The organism is Rhodopirellula sp. JB055 (assembly GCF_043100905.1).
Classification (GTDB): Bacteria; Planctomycetota; Planctomycetia; order Pirellulales; family Pirellulaceae; genus Rhodopirellula.
This window is the reverse complement of the sequence record NZ_JBICHO010000220.1, coordinates 1-3,134: the sequence shown is the minus strand read 5'-3', so window position 1 is coordinate 3,134 and position 3,134 is coordinate 1. Positions and strand designations below refer to the sequence as shown.

General features: G+C 59.7%; 1 protein-coding gene and 2 pseudogenes. 1 reads left to right on the top strand and 2 read right to left on the bottom strand.

Going from position 1 to position 3,134, the window contains the following annotated elements; translation table 11 throughout:
* Positions 1–574: pseudogene (locus tag ACF8AM_RS09185) on the top strand (hypothetical protein); the annotation flags it as partial.
* A 311-nt stretch (positions 575–885) separates the two neighbouring features.
* Here ACF8AM_RS09185 and ACF8AM_RS09180 read toward each other — a convergent pair.
* Both ACF8AM_RS09180 and ACF8AM_RS09175 read right to left on the bottom strand, forming a co-directional pair.
* The gene (locus ACF8AM_RS09180) at positions 886–1,950 is read right to left on the bottom strand and encodes a hypothetical protein (protein ID WP_392555350.1); all 1,065 of its coding nucleotides are present in this window, start codon (positions 1,948–1,950) and stop codon (positions 886–888) included.
* Between the two features lie 52 nt (positions 1,951–2,002).
* Positions 2,003–3,134: pseudogene (locus ACF8AM_RS09175) on the bottom strand (exo-alpha-sialidase); the annotation flags it as partial.

Below are 3,134 nucleotides of genomic sequence, written 5' to 3'. Positions count from 1 at the left end.
ACTGTCAGCCGACCTGCCTGTGAATCTTCATGCCAAGGAAACCAGCTTCCGCTCGGTCATGAATCGAATGCTTCGCGATCTGAACCTGACCCTCCAATTCGAGGACGATGTGTGGGTCGTGACGACGATCACTGCGGCTGAGGACCGCCCTCTCCATCGAATTCACTACCTGGAGGCCACTGGGCTGACCCAATCCATCGGCGAAGCCATGCAGTTGATTCAAACTTCCATCGACCCAGAGAGCTGGGAAGCGCTCGGTGGAATGGGAACCATGGCCCCTTTGCCAACCGGCGGATCCAATCGGCCCGGCATCTTGGTATCCACCACGTTCGCAACTCACCTGAAAATCGAAGCCCTCTTCGATGCCCTCCGAGACGGGACGGTAGGCGAGGATCTGCCAACCAAGTCGGTGCCATTTCAAGACCCGATATCTTCGGGCAGTTTTCACTCGGGTTCTTTCTGTGGGGCATGTCTTCAAGCCGCTGAGCGAGGCGGAAACACAAACGTTAGCAACCAGAATCCTCCCAACCATTCAACGCCCAGCACGCCGCAGCAAACCGGCGGCATGTTCTAAACCGCCGTGTTGAAAGAAGACGGTGGTGGGCCCCACCGTGAGTTCATGCTTAGCGTGAGTCCACGCTCAGTTTGCTGGGACACTGCTGGGCTGCAGGTTCGTGCTCGGCTTGCTGGGCGGCCCCAGCAAGCGACAAGTTCTGGGTGGCCCCAGCAAGCGACAATTTGCAGCGAAATCGCAACCTGCAAGGCCGTGCGACAACCCCCTCTGCATCTCGGCGACTCACCGCCTCTGCGTCAAGCTTCACTCGCGATCGCGTCAGACGGTTCGACGATTTCACGCCAGCACGCAAACAGTGGGGAACAACGGTTCTACTCTCGCTTTGCGTCGCGTTTGACCGATGGGATTTGCAACGACTTCGGCTTCGGACCGTCCCAGACGTCTTCCACTTCTTGGCCGCCAGCGGACTGGCGAAGCAACAGGTACACACCGCCAAGCATCGCCCATCCCGAGGTGATCCCCACGGTGATTGGGAAACGAAGAACCAATGCGGTCCAAACAGGATTTCGCATCACTGAGGCCGCCGCCAGAACGACCAAGTGCCATCCACCCACCACGATCGCGATCACGACAACTGCCGGCACCAAGAACAAAACGAACTGCGGCAAACGGCGAAACGTGACCTCGTAACCGCGACTCAAGCAATCCATCGCGTCGACTTTCTCCTGACTGACCAAAGCCGCCAATCCAAACGGGATCGCCGCCTTTGCCCCCGCCATCAACAACCCGACAACCAAGGCCGCGGGGATCGCCAGCGGAGCAAAAACGTACGCCCACTCACTGTGGGCACGCTCGGCCGTCGCGATCCCATCCGCGATCCACAGGAAAAGAAGCAGCGGGAACGCACAAAGACCGGGCAAGGCACTGATCACCACCGCCGACTTCAGTCGCTTGCCAACAATCTTCCACGTCTCCACAAACCCTGGCAAATCTCGACCGGCGGTCAGCAAAATCCCCAATCGCAACAGCACCATCGCGACGGGTGTCCAGCAAACAAACGTCCACAGCACTGCTGCCCAGTGCGACATGAATAGCGGCAGACCATCCATCCACGGGGCCGGTACGGGACGCGACCAAGGCCCGGTCCAAATCAAATCGCCCAGCGTCGCGGACGTTCGCCATCCGTCCTCCACCAGAGATCCACCGGCCGAGCGACCGACCATTTGCTCCAGCCCAATCCGCCAGATCAAATCCACGATCGCCACGAGGGCCAACCAAACCGGCGCGCCAGCCAACCTGGCCACACGCACCAACCGCAGCCAAGGCATGACGTCGGTCCACGTCCGGACGCGATCGAACAGAGGTTGCTCGGGCGGCCGCGCATAAGACCGGATTGGATCGTTAGCGGAATCAGTTTCAGATGCAGTGTCAGACAAAGCCGAACTCAAAGGATCAGGGCGTTCGCATGCCATGACTCACGAGAATCGGTCACTCGCGTGGCATGGGAAAGAATCGCCAGTGTTGCGGATCCGGCAACGCTTGAAAATCAGAGGCCAATCGTCCGGCGTCGACACCTCGCGGCTGCCCCGCCGTTGCCGCAGCAGAATCGCTGGCCGACGACGAACGCACACGGACCGCGAATTGTTCTGACAACCGCGACAGAGCATCCGTTCGCGGTAAAATCTCGACCAACGGAATCGCGATTTCCGCCAACACTTGCGGGCCTCGCCCGAGGGTGACCCCAGAAGCCGACGCGTCGCTCGATTGTTCTTCACCCCATCCGCTCAATGCGGCGTACCAGTTCGGTTGCCAACGCACCGAACCATCCACGGTCGATTGACGGTTGCCTTGTGAGTCGCACCAAAAGCGAAATGACGACAGTAAATCACCATCGCCATCGACCCACAACTCCAAGGATTGTGGACGCGTCGAATCAGCTCGGGAGTTTCCGAAATTCCCCGAGTCGACGACCGCGACATACAAGTATTCCATGTCGGTCACGCAAGCGAACATGAGATCGTCGGTGCGCTGCCAACGCAGGTCGCTCCAGCAAACGTCGTCCAATTCGCAATCCAGCCGCGGACGGGAAACGACTCGCGGTAACGCGTTCGATCTCCGGGTATGCGATCGCGTCGAAGAGGTCCCCTCCTCATCCTCGGGTCCGTCTTCTACACCCACGCTTGTGATACGCCGCGCGGCCATCACAACGGGATGGTATTCCCAATTCGTCCGTTGGCTCATCGGTGGCAAAGTCGGCAACCCGGTCTCCAGTGCCTCTGACGCCAAAGCGTTCAGCGAACCGGCCCGAGCCATTCTGTCCGCAGAAGAACGCGGCTTGTTCGCAGACGAAGTCGATTCATATGCCACCGGCTTCACCGCAAAGGGCGACAACGATTGCGTCTGCCAATGCATTCCTGATTGCACCTCACCTGACTGACCGACCGCGTTTCCGAAACCATCCACGGCTTGAGTGACGCCGTCGCGGTTCGCAGATGCTTTGTCGCCCCAAACCGGTTGGCTCGGTGACACCGCAACCAAAGAACGTTCCAAGCTTTCCTGGCGGGCTTGCACCATGCAGTCCGCCCACCGCCGCACCGAATCCACCGGCGCGGCATCGACC